Consider the following 22,200-nt stretch of genomic DNA (forward strand, 5'->3'; position numbering starts at 1 on the left):
TGAGGCCCGGAACCTGGGAAAGGTTCCGGGCCTCACTCGTTCGCGTGACCGCGTCCCGCCGCCGCACCGCACTCCGCAGCACGACCGCACGCTGCCGTGGAGCAGCGTGCGCTCACAGCGGCAGATGCTGCGTCTGATACCCCGCGACCGGCATGAGCGCGAGACCCGCACGGCCGCTTCGCTGCGTGCGGCCGCCGTAGGTGTCGTACACCGCGGAGTTCGCGGGCGCAGCCTGCTGCGCGGGCACCGCATACCCGTAGCCGCCCCCGGGGTACGCCGAATGCGGCGCCGGCGGGTTGTACGCCTCGCCGAAGCGGTCGCCCGGCACGGCCCGGAACATCCGCTGCCACTCCTCGATCAGCCGGTCGAAGATCGGAGTGGGCGAATCCCCTTGGGACACCGGCTGGTTGTCGGGGACGGCGTGGGCCACGGAGTCATGGAAAGTGAACACGCAAGGTCCAACGACGAAGAAGCCGTTGCGATGCGGGCAAAACCCCCCACAAACCCGGGAAACCGCCGGGTTTTCGGCGCGGCCCCGCCGTCGGTCAGGCGACCGGTTCCGGGTGCACCGTCGCCACCACGTCGACCATCGCCGCCGTGACCGTCGCCAGATCCTCGGCGCCCATCACATACGGCGGCATCGTGTAGACGAGCTTCCCGAACGGCCGGATCCACACTCCGCGTTCGACGAACGCCGGCTGCACCTTCCGCATGTCCACCGGCTCGTGCAGCTCGATCACGCCGATCCCGCCGAGCACCCGCACGTCCGCCACCTGCGGCAGCCCGCGCGCCGGTTCGAGCCCCTCGCGCAGCCCCTCGGCGAGCGTCGCCACCCGCTCCCGCCACGGACCCGACACCAGCAGGTCGATGCTCGCCGTCGCGACCGCCGCCGCCAACGGGTTCGCCATGAACGTCGGCCCGTGCATGAACGCGCCGTGCGCCCGCGAGATCGTCTCGGCGACCTCATCCGTGCACAGCGTCGCCGCCATCGTCATGTAGCCGCCGGTCAGCGCCTTGCCCAGGCACATGATGTCCGGCGAAATCCCGGCATGGTCGCACGCGAACAGCTCGCCCGTGCGGCCGAACCCGGTGGCGATCTCGTCGGTGATCATCAGCACGTCGTGCTCGTCGCACAGTTCGCGCACCCGCCGCAGATAGGCGGGGGAGTGGAACCGCATCCCGCCGGTGCCCTGCACGATCGGCTCCAGGATCACCGCGGCGATCTCGTGCCGGTGCTTCGCCAGCAGCGCGGCCAACTCCTCGGTGTCCGCGCCGGACAGCGGCCGGGTGAAGCCCGCGGGCGGAACCGGCGCGAAAAGGTGCTCCGGCAGCGCACCCGACCACAGCGAATGCATCCCGCCGTCCGGGTCGCACACGGCCATCGCCGCGAACGTGTCGCCGTGGTAGCCGCCCCGCACCGTCAGCATCCGGGTCCGCCCCGCATGCCCGCGCGCCCGCTGGTACTGCAGCGCCATCTTCAGCGCCACCTCGACACTCACCGAGCCGGAGTCGGCGAGGAACACCCGCTGCAGCGGATCCGGCGTCAGCTCCACCAGCCGCCGGCACAGCTCCACCGCGGGCGGATGCGTCAGGCCGCCGAACATAACGTGCGCCATGCTGTCGATCTGCGTGCGGAGCGCCGCATTCAGCGCCGGGTGGTTGTACCCGTGGATGGCCGCCCACCAGGACGCCATTCCGTCGACGAGTTCGCGCCCGTCGGCCAACCGCAGCCGCACCCCTTCCGCCGACACGACGGGGAACAACGGCGCGTCGCCGACCGCGCTCGCATAAGGGTGCCAAATGTGCCTCCGGTCGAAGGCGACGAGTTCGTCGCCGTCGACTCGGAGGTGGGTCAAGCCATGGTCCGCGTTCATTCGGCCGACGCTAGCAGGGGACACGGAACGTGACAGCGGTGACGCGACACGTCACAGCGGGGACGCGGCTGTGTGACCGCGCCCCCGCCCCGCTCCCGCTCAGACGCCGCTGATCGGCACCGATCCCGCGACGAGCAGCCCGCGGCGGCCCGCCTCGCGCAGCGCCGCACCCAGTTCGTCGTTGCCCGTGTGGATGCCGATCGTGCCGACCGGCGCCGCATACAGCAGCACCACGGCGTTGTTGCGCGCCGCGCTCAGCCACGCCTCCGGCACCTCGGCCGGAACCTGCGCCTGCCACCACGCCTCGGTGCGGCCGCTCGCGCCCGGGAACAGCACCGCGGTCAGGAACCCGCCGTCCAGCGCCACCGACCAGCCGCTCAGCAGCGGCGGGAGCATCGCGTCCGGGTCGGCGATCGGGGTGAACCCGCGCTCGGCCAGCAGCGACAGGAACTCGTCCCGGGCGCCCTGGGTACCGGGCCGCGCCACCGCCGCACCCGGCTCGACGACCAGGGCGGCGTACGTGATCCCGTCGCACACCATCATGCTGCCGGTGATCGAGATCGGGACCGGCCCGCCCGGCACCACGGTCGGCGTCGGGACGTTCGACGGGTCGCCCTGCTGCGCCGCGATCAGCGGCTCCACGGCGGCGTCCGACACCGGGATGACCTGCGAGGGGATGCAGCGGGCGTGCGCGAACGCGAGCACCGCGGTCTCCTGCGCGAGGTACAGGAGCGCGCTCGTCTCTTCGACGGTCGTGTCGCCGCCGCCCCGGCACGACGCGCACGCGTACGTCTGCGGCCCGGTTTCCCCGGACACCAGACGGGTGGCCTCGTCATCGCCGATCTCGGCGCGGACCTCGGGACTGACGTCCAGCAAACGTGACACGGATTTGGCTCCTCGTTGTGGCGCAGATGGTCGTCCGGCGGGATATGCCGCGCGACGTTACCGTGCCGTCACGGAAGGTGACAGTCGATGCCCGCGAACGTCACCCGTACGAGGGGGGCCGGGCGCGGCGGCACCTGCTCCGTACGGGGGATTTCCGGTTTGGCGGCCTGCGAACGCCCAACGCGCGCGGGCGTATCCCGCAGGCGCGCGGGCCTACCGCACCGGGCTCGGGCGGCGCAATCGGCGGCCCGCCGGAGCCGTCAGCCGAACTTCCACTCGGCGTCCTGCGCGGGTGCGTCCGCGCGCTGCTGCTGCACCAGCGCCGCGACCCAGGAGCGGAACACCTGCTCGGTCGGAACGTTCAACGCGACGGCCGGGAGGGCGGGGCTGTCGTGCCGCGACATGCGGTACGCGGACATGCTCTTCTCGTCCTTCGACTTCACCGTGACGCCGGTCACCGACGCGATCACCGTGCCCGGCGGCATCGCCGTGGCATCCCGCGCACCGCGGGTCGGCTGCGGCGTGGCGGCCGGGGGCACCGGCAGACGCTGCGACAAGCTCGGCCGCTCGCCCGGCACTTCGGCATCCGGGGCGGCGCGGCCGAACGCGACGGTCAGCGAGAAGGCGCGGATCCCGTCGATGTAGAGGTCGCACGTGTGGATGTAGGCGTACGCCGACGTCGGGGTCGGGATCGGGGTCTCGGTGGCGGTCCACCGCGCCCGCTGGGCCCCTTCGGCCGCCGGGCCGAGCGTCCGCGGATCGAGGACGGCGCAGATGGGCGCGTCGGTGACCGGGACCGGCTTCGGTGCGGGCAGGGGCGCGGGGATCTTGTCGTTCAGCCGCTCGGAATTGCATTGGGCGGCCTTGTCGACGCCCTTGGCCAGCTGCACCACCATCTGCCCGAGGGCGTCGCGGTGGTCGGTGGTCGGATTGCCCAGGATCCGGGCCCGGACCAGGACGGGGACCTTCTGCTCTGTGCCGTCGAGGGTCAGCCGGCAGTCGTCGATGATCCACCAGGCGTCGTCCGGGCCGGTCATTCCGCTGGAGCCGAGCGACGCGGACAGCGAACTCGTCGAGCCCGCCAGCTGGACCAGGTCGGGGCCGGCCATGTTGGGCAGGTAGGCCGAGCCGACGAAGCTGACGCCGCCTGCGGTCACCTCGCAGCGCAGCAGCGGGTACTTGGCGATCGGCTTCTGCTCTTCGCGGACCGACACCTGGGTGCGGGGGAGCAGCGACGTCACGTCTTCCGCGGGGAGGATCCCGGCGCAGACGGATGCGGGGACGGGGTCGGCTTCGGCGGTGCCGTTGACCCCGCAGCCGGTGAGCAGGACGGCGCCGGCGAGCGCGGCCGCGGCCGTGGTGCGGAGGTACGCGGTGGTCCGGCTGCGGGTCGACACAGTTCCGAAGAATATCGGCACGGGGCGCGCCGACGGACCGCAGCATGGGTGCGGTCGTGGGGCGGCGGGCGGGGCGGAGGGTCAGCGGCGGTCGCGGCGGTCCTTGAGCATCCATCCGGTGAAGGCGCCGACGAGGACCGCGCCGACGAGGACGATCCACATCGGGGCTTCGACGGTGGGGATCCAGAAGCGGACCGACACCGACTTGGTGTTGGCCAGCACGAACCAGACGGCGAGGACGACGACGACGACCGTCACCCAGGTCTGCGTGCTGATGTCGGCGAAGAAGTTCCCGCTTCGCCCGCTCTTGCTGGTATTTGCCATGTTTTCAGGTTAGGACGGTTCGTTCGGGCACGCCCCGGACGCGCGGGCCGGGTGCGCGGACGTCCCCCGAATGCCGGGGCGGATTCGGTGCGGTTGCGGCATCTCGCCTTATGCCAAGGAATGGTAAAAGTTGCATGGCGCAACCAATGTGCTCTACAGTTGTGCAAAGCAACGATTAAAAGGGGCACCTGCCGGACGGCGAGATCCGTCGGGGGCGGGTTTCGAAGGGATGTACCGCATGGCGAGCGCCACCGCCGCACCGCAACCGACCGCGGGGACCATGAGTCACCGCCAGATCATGGAGGCCCTGTCCGGGCTGCTGCTGGGCATGTTCGTCGCGATTCTGTCGTCGACGATCGTCAGCACCGCACTTCCCCGCATCATCGGCGACCTGGGCGGCGGGCAGTCCGCGTACACCTGGGTGGTCACGGCGACGCTGCTCGCGATGACCTGCACCACGCCCATCTGGGGCAAGCTCTCCGACCTGTTCAGCAAGAAGCTGCTCGTGCAGCTCGCGCTCGTCATCTATGTGACCGGCTCGATGCTCGCGGGCCTGTCGCAAAGCTCCGGGATGCTCATCGGCTTCCGCGTGCTGCAGGGCATCGGCGTCGGCGGCCTGACCGCGCTCGCCCAGGTCATCATGGCCGCGATGATCTCGCCCCGGGAACGCGGCCGCTACAGCGGCTACCTCGGTGCGACGTTCGCGCTGGCGACCGTCGGCGGGCCGCTCATCGGCGGCGTCATCGTGGACACGCCCGGACTGGGCTGGCGCGGCTGCTTCTACGTCGGTGTCCCGTTCGCGATCGCCGCGCTGGTCATGCTGCAGAAGACGCTCAAGCTGCCGGTGGTCAAGCGTGAGGGCGTCAAGATCGACTACGCGGGCGCGACGCTGATCAGCGCGGGTGTGTCCGTGCTGCTGATCTGGGTGACGCTGGCCGGCGACCAGTACGACTGGCTGTCGTGGCAGACCGGCGCGCTGATCGGTCTGGCGCTGGTGCTGCTGGCCACGGCGCTCTTCGTCGAGAGCCGGGCCGCCGAGCCGGTCATTCCGCTGTGGCTGTTCCGCGAGCGGACGATCGTGCTCGCGGTCATCGGCAGCCTGTTCGTGGGTCTCGCGATGATGGGCGCCTCGGTGTTCCTCAGCCAGTACTTCCAGATCGCGCGGGGCAAGTCGCCGACGGTGTCGGGCTTGATGACGATGCCGATGATCCTGGGCCTGGCCATCACGTCGACCGTGGTCGGGCGGCTCATCACGGCGACCGGGCGGTGGAAGCGGTACCTGGTGATGGGCGGCGTGTCGCTCACCGTGGGGCTCTCGCTGATGGGGACCGCGCGGTACGACACCAGCCTGGTGCTGCTGGCCGTGTACATGTTCCTGGTCGGCGTGGGTGTCGGTGCGCTGCAGCAGAACCTGATCCTCGCGGTGCAGAACGCGGTGCCGGCGAACCAGCTCGGCGCGGCCAGCTCCACCGTGGCGTTCTTCCGGAGCCTGGGCGGCGCGATCGGCGTCTCGATCCTCGGCGCGGTCATGTCGCACCGGGTCGCGGGCTACCTCGGCGGCGGAGGTTCCGGCGGGGGCGGTATTCCGGACGTGCAGCACCTGCCGCAGCCGCTGCGGACCGCGGTGGAGAGCGCGTACGGGCACGCGGTGGGCGACATCTTCCTGGTCGCGGCGCCGTTCGGTCTGATGGTGCTGATCGCGGTGCTGCTGATCAAGGAACGGCCGCTGCAGACGGGGAAGCAGGTCGCGGCCGCTGCCGCGGAGGCCAAGCCCGCGCTCGAGAAGGAGCCGGAGGAGGCCAACGCCTGACCGGTCGTCCACGACACGACGGCCCCGCCCCGGAGGCTTCCGGGGCGGGGCCGTGTCATGTCCCGTGTGCTGTGCCGCCGCGAGGGCGGGTCAGTGCGGAGCGGCGTCCATGTCCGGCAGCGGGTAGGGGAACTTCACGCCCACGCCGCCGTCCACCGTCAGCACCTGCCCGCTGACGTACCGCGCCAAGTCGCTCGTCAGGAACAGCAGCGGCCCCGCGATGTCCGCCGGCCGGGCCACGTCGCGCAACGGCGCGTTCTCGGCGTTGGCCGCCCGTCCCGCCTCGCCCAGGTACGCCGACACCCGCGGTGTCCACACGACCCCCGGCGCGACCGCGTTCACCCGGACCCCGGACGGGCCCAGTTCCACCGCCGCCGACCGCACCAGCGACATCAGCCCGGCCTTCGCCGCGCCGTAAGCGGCATGCATCGGCGCGCCGCTCAGGCCCGACACCGACGCGACGAACGTGAACGCCCCGCCCCCGTGCCGTGCCATGTGCGCGCCGCCGTACTGCAGCGCCAGCAGCGCGTGCCGCAGCACGATGTCCTGGTGCCACGTCCAGTCCTCGTCGGTGACCGACAGGAGGTCCTGGTACTTGCTCATGCCGATGATGTCGACCACGGCGTGCACGCGGCCGAGCGTGGCCTCGGCCCGCTGCCACAGCGCTTCGACGTCGGCACGCGACGTGGCGTCGCCCGACCACGCGATGCCGTCGGCCTCCTTCGCGATGTCGTCGGCGAGGTCGGGGTCGAGGTCGGCGGCCAGTACGCGGGCGCCTGCCTGGGCGAGCGCGTGGGTGGCCTGGCGGCCGATGCCCTGGCCGGCGCCGAGGACGACGACGCCTTTGCCGTCGAGGCGGAGGCGGCCGGGGTAGTCGGGGACTTCGGTGTCGTCGGTGCGCGTCATGCCCCATGCCTACCTGACGGTGTGTCAAGGAACAAGGGAGCGAGGAGCGAGGACGCGGGAGACGGCAATCACCGGGCAGGAGCCGGGGCAATCCGCGGGCAGGCGCGCCGGGTGCGGACACGGCGCCCGGCGCTGTGGCATGGTGGCCGCGACAATGTTTGACTGAAGCAATCACTTGTGGGATGTGACGGAAGACTCGCAGCCGCCCCGCGGATGCGAGCGCGACGACCGAAGCGGCCACGGGTGGAAAGGGGAGCCCCATGGGCGAGCACATCGGCCACGGTGTCAAGCAGCGCGACAAGGTCAAGATGACGCCGGAGGAGGTCGACGCGTTCCTGGCCGAGCGGCACTCGATGACGATGTCGACCGTCAACGCCGACGGCTCGATCCACTCGATCGGCATGTGGTACGGCTTCCTCGAGGGCGAGATCGCGCTCGAGTCGAAGGCCAAGGCGCAGAAGGTGCTCAACCTGCGGCGCAACCCCAACATCACGGTGCTCGTCGAGGCCGGCGACTACTACGAGGAGCTGCGCGGCGTCTCCGTGGTCGGCAAGGCGGAGATCGTCGAGGAGCCGGAGCGCATCTGGGAGCTGGGCGTCGACGTGTTCAGCCGGTACACCGCGCCGTACACCGAGGCCATGCGGCCGGCCGTCGAGATGATGCTGCACAAGCGGGTCGTCATCAAGGTGATCCCCGAGAGGATCGTCACCTGGGACCACCGCAAGCTGGGCCTGCCGACGACGCGGCCGGCGCAGTAACAGCAGCTCGGGAGCACCGGCAGCACACGGTGGCCCCCGCCCTGTGCGTGGGCCCGGGCAACGCGTACCCGAAAAAAGCTAAGGTCTCCTGTCTTTTCCTTTGACCTTGACAAGGATATTGTCGGATCATCAGGATCGGCGGGCCCGGCCGCTCTCGGAACGCCCTTGCCCGGGTCCCGCACAGATAGGGGATTTCACGTGCCCATCGGATACACCCCGGAACACCGGACCTTCGCCGAATCGGTCGCCGGTTTCGCCCAGCGCCACGCGCCGATCGAGGCGGTGCGCCGCGACCTCGACGTGCTGTCCGCCGGCCGGGTCCCGGACTTCTGGGCGGATCTGGCGGCCACCGGAGTCCCCGCCATCCACCTGCCCGAGGAGTACGACGGTGCCGGCGCCGGCATCCTCGACCTCGCCGTCGCGCTGGAGGAGGCCGGCCGCGCGCTGCTGCCCGGCCCGCTGCTGCCCAGCGTGATCACGAGCGCGCTGCTGGCCCGCTACGGCGGCGACGACATCGCCAAGCGCCTGCTGCCCGAGTTCGCCGAGGGCGCCACCGGCGCCGTCGCCGTCCGCGCCGGGCTCACCGCGCACCAGACGCAGGTCGGCTGGGAGGTCTCCGGCACGGCCGGCCCCGTCCCCGGCGCCGCGAACGCGCGCTACCTGCTGCTCGGCGCCCGCACCGACGCCGCGTCCACGACGACCGGCGAGCTGTGGTTCGTGGTCGCGACCCGCGACTCGGACAGCGACCTCGGCACCGGTGCCGTGGACATCGCCCCGCTGCCCGCCGTCGACCTCGCCCGCGGGGTCGCCGAGGTCACGCTGCGCGGCCTGGAGATCACCTCGTCGCAGGTGCTGCAGGGCATCACCACCGAACGCGTCCGCCGCCTTGCCGCGGTCCTCGCCGCCGCCGAGGCCGTGGGTGTCGCGCGGTGGTGCTTCGAGACCGCCGTCGACTACGTCAAGATCCGCGAGCAGTTCGGCCGCGCCGTCGGCTCGTTCCAGGCGGTCAAGCACAAGGCCTCGAACATCTTCACGCGCCTCCAGGTCGCCACCGCGGCCGCGTGGGACGGCGCCCGCGCCGCCGACGAGCGCGGTGCCGACGCCGAGTCGCAGCTGGAACTGGCCGCCGCCGAAGCCGCCGTCACCTGCCTGCCGATCGCCCGCGAGATCGCCCTCGACTGCATCACCATGCTCGGCGGCATCGGGTTCACGTGGGAACACGACATCCAGCTGTACTGGCGCCGCGCGGTGTTCCTCGCGCAGCTCCTCGGCGGCCCCGGCGAGTGGAACGAACTCCTCGGCCGCCGCGCCCTGGCGAGCCTCGACGGTGGCCCGGTGCGCCGCTTCGAACTCGAACTCGACGGCGATGTCGACGAGTTCCGCGCCCAGGTGGCCGCGAACCTGGAGCGGGCGAAGGGCTTGGAGGAGCCCGCGCGCCGGCAGTTCCTCGCCGACGAGTGCGGCTACGTCTCCCCGCACTACCCGAAGCCGTACGGCATCGGCGCGGACCCGGCCCAGCAGATCGTCATCCAGCAGGAATTCGCCCGCGCGGGGCTCGTCCAGCCCTCGACCATCATCGGCGAGTTCGCGCTCCCGACGATCATGGCGCACGGCACCGAAGCGCAGAAGGACCGCTTCGTGCCCGCGACGCTGCGCGGCGACATCATCTGGTGCCAGCTGTTCAGCGAGCCCGGGGCCGGATCCGACCTGGCGTCGCTGACCACGCGCGCCGAGAAGGTCGACGGCGGCTGGAAGATCAACGGCCAGAAGGTGTGGAACTCCAAGGCCCACGAGGCCCACTGGGGCATCTGCCTGGCCCGCACCGACCAGGACGTGGCCAAGCACAAGGGCATCACCTACTTCATCGTCGACATGAGCACGCCCGGCATCGACGTGCGCCCGCTGAAGCAGGCCAACGGGCAGTCCGAGTTCAACGAGGTGTTCCTGGAGAACGTCTTCGTCCCGGACGACATGGTCGTCGGCGAGGTGAACCAGGGCTGGCCGATCACCCGCACCACGCTCGCCAACGAGCGTGTGATGATCGCGGGCGGCCCCGGCATGGCCGCGTTCGGCAAGCTCGTCGAGGAGATCGGCGCGTCCGTCGGCAGCCGGGCCGACCAGGCCACCGCGGTCAAGCTCGGCGCCTACGCCGCGGAGAACTGGGCGCTGCGCGCCCTCACCCTGCGCTCCACGCTCCAGCAGCTGTCCGGGCTCAACCCGGGCGCCGCGTCCAGTGTGCTCAAGCTCGCGGTCACCGAGCACCAGCGGGCCGTGCAGACCACGCGCCTGGAGCGGGTCGCGGAAGCGGGGCTCGCGGCGACCGACGGGCTCGCCGAGGAACTCGTCACCGCGTACCTGTCCATCCCCGCGGTGCTGCTCGGCGGCGGCACCCGGGAAATCCAGCTGAACGTGGTCGCCGAGCGCATCCTCGGCCTGCCGCGCGGCTGATCCGGACCCGGCGGCCGGGACCCGACTCGGGTCCCGGCCGTCGCGCACTACCCGCGACACGCACGACCTGAGACACGCACCACCCGAGACGCGCACGACCTGAGACGCCCCACGCAAGCATCCACGAGGGACCGCCCGGTCCCGGGAGGTAACCGTGCACATCGCCTACACGCCGGAGCAGGAAGAACTGCGCCGGGAACTCCGCGAGTACTTCGCCGGGATCATGACGACGGAGGTCCGCGAGCAGCAGGCCTCCGGGGAGACCACCCTGGCCGGACGCGACGGCGCGTACTGGAAGATCGCCAACCGCATGGGGCAGGACGGCTGGCTCGGCATCGGCTGGCCCAAGGAGTACGGCGGCCAGGACCGCTCCATGATGGAGCAGCTGATCTTCACCGACGAGGCGACCCTCGCCGGCGCGGCCGTGCCGTTCCTCACCATCAACACCGTCGGCCCGACGCTGATGGAGTACGGCACGCAGGAGCAGCGGGACTTCTTCCTGCCCAAGATCCTCTCCGGCGACCTGCACTTCTCCATCGGCTACTCGGAGCCGGAGGCCGGCACCGACCTGGCCAACCTGCGCACCCGCGCGGTCCGGGACGGCGACGACTTCGTCATCAACGGGCAGAAGATGTGGATCTCGCTGATCCACGTCGCGGACTACCTGTGGCTGGCCGCGCGCACCGACCCGGACGCGAAGGCGCACAAGGGCCTGACGATCTTCCTGGTGCCGACCGACACCCCCGGCCTGAGCTGGAGCGAGGTCAAGACGCTCGGCGGGCAGACGGTCAGCCAGCTCACCTTCGAGGACATGCGCGTCCCCGCGTCCGCGGTGGTCGGCGAGGTCAACGGCGGCTGGTCGCTGATGACCGGCCAGCTCAACCGCGAGCGCGTCGCGCTGTGCTCGGCGGCGGGCGTGCAGCTCGCGCTGCACGAGACCCGCCGCTGGGCGGAGGAGGCCCTGCTGCCGGACGGCACCCGGGCCATCGACCAGCAGCAGGTGCAGCTCAACCTCGGCCGCGTGCACGCCAAGGTCGAGTACCTGAAGCTCATCAACTGGAAGATCGCGTGGGCGGTGGACCACGGCAAGAAGGTCGGGCCGTCCGACGCGTCCGCCACCAAGATCTTCGGCACCGAGTTCGCCACCGAGGCCTACCGGCTGCTCATGGAGTGCTTCGGCGAGGACGCCTACCTGACGGCGGACGCGCCCGGCGCGGTCCTGCGCGGCCGTATCGAGAAGATGTACCGCTCGGCGCTGATCCTCACGTTCGGCGGCGGCACCAACGAGATCCAGCGCGACATGATCGCGATGTTCGGTCTCGGCATGCCCCGTCCCCCGCGCTGACCGGACCCCACCCGCAGACCACCGATTGAGGGAATTGCGACATGGATTTCGCATACACCGAAGAACAGCAGGAACTGGTGGGCCTGGTCCGGCAGATCCTCACCGAGCGCGTGACCCACGAGGCGCTCACCGCACTTGAGGCGAAGGTCACCGGCGAAGGCGCGCCGCGGTTCGACCGCGAACTGTGGGGCGAGCTGGCGAAGGCGAACATCCTCGGCATCGCCCTGCCCGAGGAGCACGGCGGCTCCGGCTTCGGCGTCCTGGAGCAGCTGCTGATCCTCGAAGAGGTCGGCCGCACCCTGGCGCCCGTGCCGTTCTACGCGTCGAGCGTGGCCGCCGCGGCCGTCGCGGAGCACGGCACCGCCGAGCAGAAGGCCGCCTGGCTGCCGGGCGCCGTGTCCGGCGACAAGATCCTCACCGTCGCGCTCGCCGAGCGTCTGGGCCGCGACGCGGCGGCGCCCGCCGCGAAGGCCGTGCGCGTGGACGGCGGATGGCGCCTGGACGGTGTCAAGACCGGCGTCCCGGCCGGGACCGTCGCCGATGTGGTCCTCGTCCCGGCGGCCACCGACGACGGCGTGGGCGTATTCCTCGTCGCGCCCGGCACCGCCGGTGTGACGATCGAGCCGCAGCTGACCACCGCCAAGGAGATCGCCGGCGAACTCGTGCTCGACGGCGCGGTCGTCGGCGACGACGCGCTGCTCGGCGGCACCGTGGACACGGCGGTCGCGGTGTGGCTGCGCGACCGCGCCACGCTCGCGCTGTGCGCGCTCCAGCTCGGCACCACCGAGCGGGCGATGCGCGAGGCCGCCGCGTACACGACCACCCGGCAGCAGTTCAAGCGGCCGATCGGCTCGTTCCAGGCGGTCGGCCACCGCCTCGCCGACTGCTACATCGACGTGGAGGCGATCCGCCTCACGACGTGGCAGGCCGCGTGGCAGGTCGGCGCCGGCGCCGACGCGTCCGAGGCGATCGCCACCGCGAAGTTCTGGGCGGCGGAGGGCGGCCACCGCGTCGCGCACGCCGTCGTCCACGTGCACGGCGGCATGGGCATCGCCGAAGAGCACTTCGTGCACCGCTACTTCGTGCACGCCAAGCAGAACGAGTTCTCCCTCGGCGGCGCCACCGAGCAGGCGCTGCGCATCGGCGCGGGCTTCGCGGCGCGCCCGGCGGGCGAGTACGTCTGACCGGCCCTGGTCAACCCTGATCAACCCCGCCCCGCGTGTCCTCCGGGCGCGCGGGGCGGGCTCGGCGGCTGTACCGCGTCCCGTTTGCTGCGGGGGCCGCGGACGGCACGGCGCGTTCGGACGGCGCCCGGGAGGAGACCCGGGCGCCGTCCGGCGTTCTTGCGTGCGGGGGCTGCGGGCCCGCCACGCGGATCGGCGGCTCAGGCGGCCCGGGGGCGGGCCAGGTTCTCCCGCACGTCCACCGCCGCGGCCGACACGAGGACCAGGACGAACATCGTCCAGAACGCGGCGACCACCACGTACTCGTATTGGCCGACGAAACGCGTCGCCCACACCTCGAAACCCATGCGGAAGAGCAGCCATCCGGCCACCACCGCGAGCACGCCGCGTCGGGGAGCGCTTGTGGTGATCAACCAGAGGCAGATTGCGGCGGCAACCGCCCACAAGCCGCCGACCACCAGGGCCTTTGCGTCGGCGGCGCCCGGATTGACCGCGCCGAAGGCCGCAAAGCCCCACACCAGCGCCGCACTGACCTGCGGTGCCCACGGCAGCGCGGCGAAACCGGCCAACCAGATGATCTGCGCGGGGCCCTCCAAGCTCGCGTGGAACCAGACGCCGCTGTCCGTCAGTTGGAGGTACGCAACCAGCAGGCATCCCACGAGCGCGAGGACCGAGTCGGGGGTGAACCGGGCGCGTGAGCCCCGCGAACCCGCGAGCGACCCCGCCGGCGGGGGATATCCGCCGGGGCCGGGACCGGTGTGGACCGGCAGTGCGGACGGGCCCGCAGCCACGCCGCCGGGGGCCGACGCAGGCCCGGCGAACTGCGCGGGTGGCGGCTGAGGCGGGGCCCCCGGTCCCGGCAAAGCCGCACCCGCCGCAGGGGGCCCGCCGGCGGGTACGGCCATTCCGGCCGCCGCCCCGGGTGCCGGAGCCCAGGCAGGCCCCGGCCGGTACCCGTGCGCCGTCGGCGCCGTGGCGATCGGTGGCGGCCCGGGCACGGCGACGACCGTGTGCCGGGCGGCCTCCTGGACCTGCTCCAGAGCCGCCCGGAAGGAAGCCGCATCCGGATACCTTTCGTCCGTCCGCTTGGCGAGCGCCCGCAGCACGACGGCGTCGACGGCCGGGGGTACCTCCGGCCGCAGCGCGGAGGGGGCGGCCGGGGCTTTCGACAGATGCTGGTTCATCACCGCGAAGGGCGAGTCACCGGTGAACGGCGGTCTTCCGGTGAGCAATTCATACAGCAGGCAGCCGAGCGAGTAGACGTCGGTACGCCCGTCGACATCGACCCCGTCGATCTGTTCGGGAGACAAGTAAGCGGGCGTACCGACCATGCCGCCGGTGGACGTGAGACGCGTCGCGGTATCGGCGAGGGCTTTCGCGATGCCGAAGTCCAGGACTTTGACGCCGCCGGCCGGGGTGAGCATCACGTTCGAGGGTTTGATGTCGCGATGTACCAGGCCCTGTCCGTGGCTGTGCACGAGCGTGTCGGCGATGTCGCGGGCGATCGTCACGGCCCGGTCCGGCGCGAGTGGGCCACCGCGGACCTCGTCCGCGAGCGTGGCGCCCGCGACGAACTCCATGACGAGGAACGGCACGGGCTCCCCGCCGCCTTCGTCTTCGCCGACGTCGTGCAGCACGGCCACCCCTTGGTGGGACAGCGCCGCGGCGACGCGGGCTTCGCGCCGGAAGCGCGCGCGGAATTCCGCGTGCCGGGTGAGTTCGGCGGGAAGCACCTTGACCGCGACGGTCCGGTCCAGCTCGCGGTCGCGGCCGCGCCATACTTCGCCCATACCGCCACGTCCGACGGGTTCGTGCAGCTCATAGCGCGACGCCAGAACGCGCATGCGGCGGGACTCCTTTGATCGCACGGCCGTCGGCCTCCGTCGGACCGACGAACTCCTGGACGAGACTAGGGCGCGGCCTGCGCCACCCTTCGGTGTTGCCCGGTTCCCCGACCAACGGAAGATACCGAAGCGGCACGGAGAGTGAACATCGCTTTGCGGCAATGGGACTCGGCCGGTGCCCGATCGCAGTCTCGACGTCCCGGACACCGGCCAATAAAGTGACCGAGTCAAGTATGTGATGGGCGGGCGGAGGAACGCGGTGGACGCGGACGTCATCGTGGTCGGCGGCGGCACCAGCGGCGCCGTGCTCGCCGCACGGCTGTCGGAGAACCCCGAGCGGCGTGTGCTGCTCCTCGAACAAGGTCCGGACGACCGCGGCTACGACGCGAGCGTGCTGCGCCCGGCGGCCGCGGGGGACGTGTGGGCGGGTACGCCGTTCGCGCGCCCGTACGCGATGCGGACGGGCGGCGACCGCACGGTCGGCATGGTGCGCGGGCGTGTGCTCGGCGGCACGTCGGCGGTGAACTACCTGGCCACGCTGCGCGGCCAGCCCGTCGACTACGACGGCTGGGAGGCGCGCGGACTCGACGGGTGGGGTTGGCCGGACGTCCTGGCCGCGTTCCGGGCGGTCGAACGCGACGTGGACTTCGGGGCGTCGGACCTGCACGGCGGTGCCGGGCCGCTGACGGTGCGCCGCTCGCCGGAGGACGAACAGGCCGAATCCCATAGGGCGTTCCAGGCGGGCGTCCGGGCGCTCGGGGTGCCGTGGGCGGACGACATCAACGATCCGCGGCAGCTGCCGGGGGTCGGGATCTTCCCGCTGACGGTCACCGGGGAGGGGGAGGGGATGGAACGGCTGACGGTGAGCCGTGCCTACCTCACCGCCGATGTGCGTGCCCGCGGCAACCTGGCGATCCGCACCGGTGTCACCGTGGCCCGGGTGGTGGTCGAGGACGGGCGGGCGACGGGGGTCGTGTCCGCCGACGGGACAGTGCACACCGCGCGCGAAGTCGTGGTGAGCTGCGGCGCGACCGGGTCGCCCGCGCTGCTTCAGCGTTCGGGGATCGGGCCCAAGGCGCTGCTGGATTCCTTGGGCATTGCCGTCGTCGCGGACCTGCCGGGGGTGGGTACGGGACTCCAGGACCACCTGGGCATCGCGCTCCTCTACCGGCACCCGGGCGGGACCGCGCTGCGCGGCGGGCCGGTGCAGCCGGTATGGGTGGGGCGGACGCCGGACTCGGACCGGGTCGACTTCCACGTCCTCACCTTGCCGATCGGCGAGCCCGCGGACGGCGCCTCGCACTTCTCGATCGTGCCGTTCCTGCTCGACGTGACCGGCCGCGGGCGCGTGGCGATCACCGGAACGGATCCGGATGCGGAACCGGACGTGGTCATGCCGGAATTCGGGGCACGCGACCTCGATCGACTCGACTGGCTGCTGTCCCGGATCGCCGAACTGGAGTCGGGCCCGGCGTTCGCCGGACTGGGCGCGGAACGCGTGCACCCGGTCGCCGACTTGGCGGCTTCGGGCGCGGCCGAGGGTCTCGCCGACGGCGGCGTGATCAGCTACGGCCACCTCGGCGGCACATGCGCGATGGGCCCCGACGGCGCGCCCGACGCGGTCCTGGACGCCCGGTGCCGGGTGCGGGGGATCGCCGGGCTGCGGGTGGTGGACGCGTCGGCGATGCCGGTGCTGCCGGCGGGGAACACGTATTTGGGGTGCGTGATGATGGCGGAGCGGGTTGCCGCGCTGATGTGACCTCGGGCTGCGGTGGCCCGCGGCAGGGCGGTTCCGGGTGATGCCCGCCAGGCCTGTGGGGTTACGAGCCCGGGAGGCGGGAGCGTTCGAGCTTCGGAGCGCGCTCGTCCGCCCGGCGTCGTCCGAGAGCCGCGACCCCCCACACCACGGCCTCGGTGGACACCCGGCTCCGGTTGGTGCCCTGGCTGCGGAGCGAGGGTGCCGCGCCCGGACTCGGCGGCGCCTTCAGCCCCTTGACGACGGCTACGCTCGGTGCCGCCCCGGGGCGTTCCGGCCGAGCTTCCTCCCTCGTGCGGTCCGCGTCCCGTCGGGCGGCGCGCGGTTCTCCCTCGCGATCGGGCCGGGCGGGGTCGACACCCTGCTTTCGGAGCTCCGCGGCTCGCCTCACGGCCGCACGCCACTTCGCGGGGGCGTCAGGGTCTCGCGGGTCGATGCCGTATCGCCCGTAGATCTCCCCGAGGTCGGAGTACTCGATCGGAAGACGCGGGGGTCTTTCCTCATCCGGATCGAACACGTGCCCTCCTCGGCCTAGGTGGCACATGCTGCCGCACGCGATCGTGGGGCTGGAAGCGCCCTCGCGGAAGTCGGTGCATCCGGTCCCGGGCCTGTTCAGCTTTTGGACTGTCGGCCTACGGCCCGGGTGGTGCCTGCGACGGTGCGGGGCTGCCGTCCGCGGCATGCCGCCGGTCGCGGCCTCCCCTGCGGGTATCGCCGGGGTCCGCGCCGCCGAACAGGTGGGCGGTGCCGGTGATTCCCAGCAGTCGCCTCAGGAGCGGCGGTTGATCGTCCAGGAACAGGCCGGTGTCCGCCTCGGTGGCTTCGCGGCGGATCGTCAGCAGAGCCGTCAGCCCCGTGGAGTCGCACGAGGTCAGCCGTTCGCAGCACACCCGAAGTGTGCCGGGGGCCGGGGCAGTGTTCAGGAACGTGCGTGCCGCCTCGACGAGTTCGTCCGCGCTCTCCCAGTCCAGGGCGCCGGTGACGCGGATGTGCGCGTCGCCGGCGGGGTCGCGTGCGGCCTCCAGGCCGAAGGTTTCCTCGGGTTGTGTTGTCATGCGGTGGGAACTCCGCCGGGGGCCGGGGGTGTGGCGCCGCGCACAACGGCGCGGCCGACCTTGAGGACGCCCAACGCCCGGGGGAAGTCCTTGAGTTCCTCCTCGAGGACGGCCAGGCAAGGAGCGAGGACCTGGGCGGGTACGCCGCGCGCCGACAGGATGTCTCCGGTCCAGCCGATGAATCCGGCGAACAAGTCCGCGTCGTCGGTGTAGAGCGCGGCCGCGAGGAACTCGACGATGTGGCCGATGTCTTCGGCGGTCCGCTCGCGTTGGGCGTCGCCGTACGACCGCATGGCGGGCAGCCGGGTGTCCAGGCCGGACAACGTGTTGCGCACCAACTGCCGCTTGCGGCGCACGATCAGGGTGTACTCCTGGTCGGCGAGGTGCGGCAGGTCCTCGACGGTCTGGCGGACCGCTCCACTCCGTGGGCGCGGCAGGCCGCGGTCGAGCACGGCCGCGGCGGAACGGGCGTCGGGAGCCCACGCGTCCGCGCCAAGCCGACGGGCGTGGCGGCCGTCCGCCCCGAAGGCCGCACCTCCGGCGAGGACGGGGACGCCCACGGCCTGGGCGGCGGTGATCGCCTTGTGCGCGTCCGGAAGCCGTGTGGGCAGCGACGACGACAACGCCAGGGCGACCGGTGCCGTCTGGTGCAGGTGCGTGACCAGGCGGGCGGTCGGGACCTGCGCACCCAGGAAATCGACCCGGTAACCCCGCTGCTGCAGGACTTCGGCGACGATCCGCGCGGGGAGGGCGTGCCATTCCCCTTCCACGCAGGACACCGCGACCGTACCCGCAGCGCCGTCGGGCGCCGGCTCGACGTTGCGATGCGCCAAGGCGGCGATCACCCGCTCGTGGATGGCGGTCGCGGCATGCTCCTGGGCGACGGTGAGCCGGTCGGCGGCCCATTCGGCGCCCACTCTGCGCTGCACCGGGGCGACGACGTCCAACAGGACGTCCTCGACACTCACTCCGGTGTCCTGAAGTGCGAAGACGACGCCACGGGCGGCGTACTCGTCGCGGCCGCGAACGGCCTGCCAGAGGGCCTCCCGGGCCGGCTCCAACAGCTGGGTTTCGTGCGCCGTCTCGGTGACAACAGGTTCGTTCATGAGGTGAACCTGCCCGGTGTCCGCCCTTCCACCGCCGTCAAATGCGCCGAATGCGATGCCGTGATGGCCATCACGGCTATGTCGTCGTGCCGGTTTCCGCCCAGCCACTCGGCGACGAGCATCTGGATCCGCTCGGTGACGGCCTCTGCGGGCATACCCGCGCACTCGGCCAATGCGGCCCGCAGGCGCTCCTCGCCGAACATGACGTCGCCGAGCGGGCCGCCCTTGGCCTCCGTGACACCGTCGGTGAACAGCAGGCAGGTCTCCCCCGGCCGCAGCACCACCTCGGCGGTCGTGGACGTGATCTCCGGCAGCACGCCGATCAGCGTGCCGGCCGTCGCCGCTTCGTCGACCGTGCCGTCCTGACGCACGATCAGCGGGGCCGGGTGGCCCGCGGAGGTGAGCCGCAGGTGCGCATCCGCGCCCTGTCTGCGCACCGAGGCGAGTACCAGCGTGGCGAAACGCGTATGAAGGCGGGTGAGCAAGGCGCCGTTGAGCAACCGCAGCAGATTCCCGTGGTCGTCGGCCAGCGGGAGCAGCGCCTGCAAGGTGTTCCGGATCTTGCCGGTCAGGACGGCCGCGTCGAGCCCTTTGCCGGCCACGTCCCCCAGGACCGCCAGCGTCTCCCGGCCGGTGTCGGTGCCGGGATGGACGTCGTAGAAGTCGCCGCCGACGCGTTCGGTTTCCTGGGACGCGCGGTAGCCTCCCGCGAATTCCACCCCGTGCACCTGCGTCAGCACCGGCGGCAGCAGCTCGGCCATGAGCGTCTCCGTGACACGGCTCTGCTCCTGGTACAGCCGGGCCGCGGACAACGCCACACCGGCGCGCGCGGCGAAGACGCGGGCGAACAGCTCCTCGGACGCGTCGAACGCGGCATGGTCGCTGCGGCGCAGCAGGATCAGCGCACCGGCGGGAATGCCGTGCCCCGGCAAGGGCGTGACCACGACCGATCCGACCGGACCGGTGAAACCCTCCGGAAAAGCCCAGTCGGGCACCGCCGCGGGGTCGATCCACCGCGAGGGAACGGGTGGGTAGCCCTGGAGGGCCTCCGCCAGCCCCGGTACCGCCTGGGGATCGATCCGCACCGACCGGCGGGACGGCCGGCCGCCGGCGGCGGTGGCGATCGAATGCCGTCGTCCCGCCGACGGGGCCACCAGGACCGCGGCGTCGGCAAGGAATTCCGCCGCCAGCTCGACCGCGACTTCCATGCAGCGTTCGGTGTTCAGCGACGCCAGTAGACGCGAGGACGCCTCGGCGAGGAACGCGGTGCGCTCCTGCTCGCTCTTGAGAGCCGTCTCGGCGCGATGCCGGTCGGTGTCGTCGACCAGCCACCACACCACTTCGCCGTCGGATCCGTGGGTGGCGTGCGCCTCCAGTGCCCGCCGCCCGTGCCAGCCGCGCACCGGGCCGGCCGAATCCCGGGCACCGGCCGCGACTTGCCGGTGCGCCCGCACGAACCAGCGCGGCACCGCGCCGTCGAGCGGTGCGCCGGTGACCGCGGTGGGGAACAGCCGTGCGGCCTGCTCGTTGGCGGCAACGACGACACCCGCCGCGTCGGCGACCAACGCCGGGTAGGGCGCCCGCATCCACGAGGTTCCCAACGACGCCATCAAGTCCCGCGTCGCGTGCGGGGATCGCTCGGTACTCGTCATGATTCCGGGCCCGCGTTCCGCCGCCGGCCTGACCGCCCTCCTCGGAGACATATCCCCCAACACTCTCACACCTCGGGAAACACACCGGTTGTGTCGGATGGCCCCGACCCGGCCCCGGCGGCGGCGTGCGGGGGTGTCGGCGCGGTTAGTGTGCCTCCTCCGTGGGACGCAGGTCCTTGGGGATCAGCGCCCAGCCGAGTGCCGCCGCGGCGACCGGCAGGGCGGCCGCGATGAGGAACGTCGGCGTCATGCCGGCGGTGAAGGCCTCGGAAGCCTTGTGCAGCAGGTCGGCGCCGGCGGTGCCGCCCATGCGGTCGGCGGCGTGCGCCGCTTCGCCGATCGAGTCGCGGATCGAGTCGGCGGTCGGGCCGGAGCCGACATCGGCCAGGTTGTGGCGGTAGAGGACGGACGCGAGGCTGCCGAGCATGGCCACGCCCATGGCGGCGCCCAGTTCGTAGCTGGTCTCCTCGATGGCCGCGGCGCCGCCGACGTACTTGGTCGGGGTGGCGGCCATCAGGGTCACCGACGCGACGGTGGTCGCCACGCCGGTGCCCGTGCCGAGCAGGCCGAGGGAGACCGCGATGCCCGGGTAGCCGAGCGTGCCGAACCGGTCGATCACGTACGGGACGGCGAGCGCGGCGGCCATGAGGACCAGGCTCGCGCCCAGCACGTGCCGGATCGGGAAGCGGTCCATCAGGCGCGGGGCCAGCAGCGACGTCACGATCAGCGCGAGCGGTGCGGGGAGCAGGCGGACGCCGGCCTCCAGCGGGCTGAGGCCCTGCGCGTACTGGAACCACTGCGTCATGAGGAACATGACGGAGCCCATGGCGATCATGCTCAGGAAGATCGCCGCCGCGGCGATGCTGAACGACCGGTCGGCGAACAGCCGGACCTGGAGCAGCGGGTGCTCGATGCGGAGCTGGCGGCGCACGAACACGGTGAGCGTGACCGCGGCGATCGCCAGCAGGACCCACGGCATCGGGTCGGCCACGCCGTTCTTGCCCAGCTCCTTGATGCCGGCCGCGAGGGCGATCATGCCGACGATCGACAGGCCGACGCCCGACCAGTCCCACTTTCCGGCGCGCGGACCGTGCGACTCGGGGATGAACCACATGCCGAACCCGACCACGGCGAGGGCGACGGGGATGTTGAGGAGGAACGCCGACTGCCAGCCCTGGTGCTCGACGAGGAGACCGCCGACGACCGGGCCGAGGGCCATGCCGCCGCCGAAGACGGCGGCCCAGATCGCGTAGGCGAGCGCCCGCTCGCGCGCATCGGTGAAGACGCTGCGCAGGAGGGAGAGCGTGGAAGGCATGATCGCCGCGCCGCCGACGCCGAGGAGCGCGCGGGCGGCGATGACGTGCCAGGGCTCGGTCGCGAAGGCCGCGCCGAGCGAGGCCGCGGCGAAGATGCCGAAGCCGATCATCAGCAGGCGCTTGCGTCCCCACCGGTCGCCGAGCGCGCCGGCGGTCACCAGGAGTCCGGACAGCGCGAGGGCGTAGGCGTCGATGATCCAGAGCTGCTGCACGGAACCCGGCTGCAGGTCTTCGACCAGGGACGGGAACGCGACGTTGAGGATCGTCGTGTCCATCGCGATGAGCAGCAGGCTTCCGGCGAGGATCGCGAGCACGATCCAACGCCGCGGGTCCAGCTGCGGGGCTGCGGAGCTGCGGGTGTCGGGGTGGAGACTTGAATTCGTCATTTGAGACAACAGTGTCTCACATGGATCGCAAATGTTCGAGGGGGTTGTCTGGAGCTGGTGTGAAGCGGCGGCGCGACGACGGTCTGCCGGGGCACGAGGCCGATATGCCCGGACCGCGAAGAGGCCGGTCGGGGGTGCGCTCGCGGTGGGGCGG

16 protein-coding genes and 1 pseudogene are annotated in these 22,200 nt (G+C 71.9%); 6 read left to right on the forward strand and 11 right to left on the reverse strand.

Annotated features, from left to right (window positions below; translation table 11 throughout):
• Window positions 1-112: 112 nt before the first annotated feature.
• From ABEA93_RS38605 to ABEA93_RS38625, 5 genes are all read right to left on the reverse strand, one after another.
• Window positions 113-430 (reverse strand): hypothetical protein, encoded by a 318-nt coding sequence (locus ABEA93_RS38605; RefSeq protein ID WP_345680654.1) that lies wholly within the window; start codon window positions 428-430, stop codon window positions 113-115.
• A 115-nt stretch (window positions 431-545) separates the two neighbouring features.
• The gene (gene bioA, locus ABEA93_RS38610; RefSeq protein WP_345680655.1) at window positions 546-1,874 is read right to left on the reverse strand and encodes an adenosylmethionine--8-amino-7-oxononanoate transaminase; all 1,329 of its coding nucleotides are present in this window, start codon (window positions 1,872-1,874) and stop codon (window positions 546-548) included.
• A gap of 99 nt (window positions 1,875-1,973) precedes the next feature.
• On the reverse strand, window positions 1,974-2,759 hold the full coding sequence (locus ABEA93_RS38615; RefSeq protein ID WP_345680656.1) for a hypothetical protein: 786 nt from the start codon (window positions 2,757-2,759) through the stop codon (window positions 1,974-1,976).
• A gap of 260 nt (window positions 2,760-3,019) precedes the next feature.
• Window positions 3,020-4,156 (reverse strand): hypothetical protein, encoded by a 1,137-nt coding sequence (locus tag ABEA93_RS38620; RefSeq protein WP_345680657.1) that lies wholly within the window; start codon window positions 4,154-4,156, stop codon window positions 3,020-3,022.
• A gap of 81 nt (window positions 4,157-4,237) precedes the next feature.
• Window positions 4,238-4,480, reverse strand: coding sequence for a LapA family protein (locus ABEA93_RS38625; protein WP_345680658.1), 243 nt, complete (start codon window positions 4,478-4,480; stop codon window positions 4,238-4,240).
• 280 nt (window positions 4,481-4,760) lie between these two features.
• Between ABEA93_RS38625 and ABEA93_RS38630 the strand changes: the two are divergent.
• Window positions 4,761-6,281: pseudogene (locus ABEA93_RS38630) on the forward strand (MDR family MFS transporter); the annotation flags it as partial.
• A 99-nt stretch (window positions 6,282-6,380) separates the two neighbouring features.
• Here ABEA93_RS38630 and ABEA93_RS38635 read toward each other — a convergent pair.
• On the reverse strand, window positions 6,381-7,196 hold the full coding sequence (locus ABEA93_RS38635) for an SDR family NAD(P)-dependent oxidoreductase (RefSeq protein WP_345680659.1): 816 nt from the start codon (window positions 7,194-7,196) through the stop codon (window positions 6,381-6,383).
• A 260-nt stretch (window positions 7,197-7,456) separates the two neighbouring features.
• Here ABEA93_RS38635 and ABEA93_RS38640 point away from each other — a divergent pair, with 260 nt between their 5' ends.
• The 4 genes from ABEA93_RS38640 (at window position 7,457) to ABEA93_RS38655 (ending at window position 12,931) form a co-directional block, all read left to right on the forward strand.
• Entirely contained in the window at window positions 7,457-7,954 is a 498-nt protein-coding gene (locus ABEA93_RS38640) for a pyridoxamine 5'-phosphate oxidase family protein (protein WP_345680660.1), read from the forward strand.
• Window positions 7,955-8,152: 198 nt separating this feature from the next.
• Complete coding sequence (locus tag ABEA93_RS38645) at window positions 8,153-10,402, forward strand: acyl-CoA dehydrogenase family protein (RefSeq protein WP_345680661.1); 2,250 nt, start codon at window positions 8,153-8,155, stop codon at window positions 10,400-10,402.
• Window positions 10,403-10,556: 154 nt separating this feature from the next.
• Window positions 10,557-11,747 (forward strand): acyl-CoA dehydrogenase family protein, encoded by a 1,191-nt coding sequence (locus ABEA93_RS38650; protein ID WP_345680662.1) that lies wholly within the window; start codon window positions 10,557-10,559, stop codon window positions 11,745-11,747.
• Between the two features lie 41 nt (window positions 11,748-11,788).
• Window positions 11,789-12,931 carry an acyl-CoA dehydrogenase family protein gene (locus ABEA93_RS38655; RefSeq protein ID WP_345680663.1) on the forward strand — a complete coding sequence of 381 codons (1,143 nt, stop codon included), beginning with the start codon at window positions 11,789-11,791 and terminating at the stop codon, window positions 12,929-12,931.
• Window positions 12,932-13,131: 200 nt separating this feature from the next.
• Here ABEA93_RS38655 and ABEA93_RS38660 read toward each other — a convergent pair whose 3' ends face one another.
• Window positions 13,132-14,775 carry a protein kinase domain-containing protein gene (locus tag ABEA93_RS38660; protein WP_345680664.1) on the reverse strand — a complete coding sequence of 548 codons (1,644 nt, stop codon included), beginning with the start codon at window positions 14,773-14,775 and terminating at the stop codon, window positions 13,132-13,134.
• Window positions 14,776-15,034: 259 nt separating this feature from the next.
• Here ABEA93_RS38660 and ABEA93_RS38665 point away from each other — a divergent pair, with 259 nt between their 5' ends.
• A complete protein-coding gene (locus ABEA93_RS38665) occupies window positions 15,035-16,534 on the forward strand; it encodes a GMC family oxidoreductase (RefSeq protein ID WP_345680665.1) in 1,500 nt (499 codons plus the stop codon).
• 629 nt (window positions 16,535-17,163) lie between these two features.
• On the opposite strand, the gene ABEA93_RS38670 is transcribed toward ABEA93_RS38665, so the two are convergent.
• The 4 genes from ABEA93_RS38670 to ABEA93_RS38685 all read right to left on the reverse strand — a co-directional run bounded on the left by ABEA93_RS38670 (window position 17,164) and on the right by ABEA93_RS38685 (window position 22,046).
• Window positions 17,164-17,586: an STAS domain-containing protein gene (locus ABEA93_RS38670; RefSeq protein WP_345680666.1), complete on the reverse strand. Its 423-nt coding sequence runs from the start codon at window positions 17,584-17,586 to the stop codon at window positions 17,164-17,166.
• Window positions 17,583-18,692, reverse strand: a complete 1,110-nt coding sequence (locus tag ABEA93_RS38675) for a cobalamin B12-binding domain-containing protein (RefSeq protein WP_345680667.1) — start codon at window positions 18,690-18,692, stop codon at window positions 17,583-17,585. The genes ABEA93_RS38670 and ABEA93_RS38675 overlap by 4 nt, the downstream gene beginning before the upstream one ends.
• Window positions 18,689-20,344: a PP2C family protein-serine/threonine phosphatase gene (locus ABEA93_RS38680; RefSeq protein ID WP_345680668.1), complete on the reverse strand. Its 1,656-nt coding sequence runs from the start codon at window positions 20,342-20,344 to the stop codon at window positions 18,689-18,691. The genes ABEA93_RS38675 and ABEA93_RS38680 overlap by 4 nt, the downstream gene beginning before the upstream one ends.
• A gap of 145 nt (window positions 20,345-20,489) precedes the next feature.
• Window positions 20,490-22,046 carry an MFS transporter gene (locus tag ABEA93_RS38685; protein WP_345680669.1) on the reverse strand — a complete coding sequence of 519 codons (1,557 nt, stop codon included), beginning with the start codon at window positions 22,044-22,046 and terminating at the stop codon, window positions 20,490-20,492.
• Window positions 22,047-22,200 lie beyond the last annotated feature (154 nt).

Origin of the sequence: Yinghuangia aomiensis (assembly GCF_039542225.1) — a bacterium.
Classification (GTDB): domain Bacteria; phylum Actinomycetota; class Actinomycetes; order Streptomycetales; family Streptomycetaceae; genus Yinghuangia; species Yinghuangia aomiensis.

Coding starts and splice junctions, on each gene's coding strand:
- bioA (WP_345680655.1), bottom strand. CDS start 1,874: ATGAACGCGGACCATGGCTTGACCCACCTCCGAGTCGACGGCGACGAA.
- ABEA93_RS38625 (WP_345680658.1), bottom strand. CDS start 4,480: ATGGCAAATACCAGCAAGAGCGGGCGAAGCGGGAACTTCTTCGCCGAC.
- ABEA93_RS38635 (WP_345680659.1), bottom strand. CDS start 7,196: ATGACGCGCACCGACGACACCGAAGTCCCCGACTACCCCGGCCGCCTC.
- ABEA93_RS38640 (WP_345680660.1), top strand. CDS start 7,457: ATGGGCGAGCACATCGGCCACGGTGTCAAGCAGCGCGACAAGGTCAAG.
- ABEA93_RS38655 (WP_345680663.1), top strand. CDS start 11,789: ATGGATTTCGCATACACCGAAGAACAGCAGGAACTGGTGGGCCTGGTC.
- ABEA93_RS38660 (WP_345680664.1), bottom strand. CDS start 14,775: ATGCGCGTTCTGGCGTCGCGCTATGAGCTGCACGAACCCGTCGGACGT.
- ABEA93_RS38670 (WP_345680666.1), bottom strand. CDS start 17,586: ATGACAACACAACCCGAGGAAACCTTCGGCCTGGAGGCCGCACGCGAC.
- ABEA93_RS38675 (WP_345680667.1), bottom strand. CDS start 18,692: ATGAACGAACCTGTTGTCACCGAGACGGCGCACGAAACCCAGCTGTTG.
- ABEA93_RS38680 (WP_345680668.1), bottom strand. CDS start 20,344: ATGACGAGTACCGAGCGATCCCCGCACGCGACGCGGGACTTGATGGCG.
- ABEA93_RS38685 (WP_345680669.1), bottom strand. CDS start 22,046: ATGACGAATTCAAGTCTCCACCCCGACACCCGCAGCTCCGCAGCCCCG.